The 1,013-nt window shown below is 75.1% G+C and carries 2 protein-coding genes; one reads left to right on the top strand and one right to left on the bottom strand.

Features of this window, described 5'->3' with window-relative positions; translation table 11 throughout:
* Positions 1-769 (bottom strand): cysteine desulfurase family protein (locus AC2W7A_RS12805; RefSeq protein WP_485991662.1); only part of this gene is annotated, 769 nt, incomplete at its 3' end.
* A gap of 39 nt (positions 770-808) precedes the next feature.
* Between AC2W7A_RS12805 and AC2W7A_RS12800 the strand changes: the two genes are divergently transcribed.
* Positions 809-1,013: dihydropteroate synthase (locus AC2W7A_RS12800; protein ID WP_485991661.1), on the top strand; the 205-nt coding region annotated here is incomplete at its 3' end.

Here is a 1,013-nt window from a genome sequence, read left to right as displayed (position 1 = left end):
CCGGTGCCGGAGCGCATGGCGGCGTTCCTGCCCGCCGCCGTGTCAGCACCGGTTCCAGGGTCACGTCCCGGCGGACCACGAGCGCCCCGACGCCGACGGGGGCGCCGAGCTTGTGCCCGGAGACGGCGAGCGTGGCGGCGCCGGAGTCCGCGAAGGAGACGGAAATCGAGCCGAAGGCCTGGACGGCGTCGGTGTGGAACGGCACCCCGTGGTCCTGGGCGATCCGGGCGGCCTCGGCCACGGGCTGCACCGCGCCGACCTCGTTGTTCGCCCACATCAGGGTGGCCAGGGCGGTCCGCTCCGGGTCTGCGGCCAGGGCGGCCTCCCAGGCGGCCAGGTCCACGACGCCCTCGGCGTCCACCGGGACCCACACGGCCTCGGCGCCGGCGCGGTCCACGAGCTGCTCCACCGTGTCCAGCACCGCATGGTGCTCGATGCCGGTGAGCACGATGCGGGGGCGCGTCACGGGAGCGGGCGGGCGGCCGTCGTCGGGAAGGCCGGCGTTGCGGGCGTGGAAGAGGCCCTGGACGGCGAGGTTGTCCGCCTCGGTGCCGCCGGAGGTGAGCACCACCTCGGAGGGGTGGCAGTCCAGGGCGGCGGCGAGGTCCTCACGGGCCTGCTCCAGCACGAGCTTGGCACGGCGGGCACTGGTGTGCAGCGCGGCCGGGTTGCCGGGCAGGACCGCGGCCGCCGTGAACGCCTCGAGCGCGCAGGGGCGGATCGGCGTGGTGGCGGCGTGGTCGAAGTGCAGGCGTCGGGGTGCGGACATCGCCCTCCAGTGTAGGAGCGCGGGTGATTGAATGTCCGGGTGCCGTTCTGTGTCCCCGCCCTGCAGCATCCCGTGCACCGGTTCGCCCACGTGGAGGTGGACTTCCGCACCCGCGTCCTGGTGATGGCGGTGGTCAACCGCACCCCGGACTCCTTCTACGACGCCGGGGCGACCTTCGCCTTCGACGCCGCCGTGGACGCCGCCCGCGCCGCCGCGGCCGACGGCGCCGAGTGGCTGGACGTCG

This window comes from Micrococcus sp. LASM2_SD2 (assembly GCF_057364565.1).
Note: the sequence above shows the minus strand (reverse complement) of the source record. Positions and strands in the feature narration are given on the sequence as shown.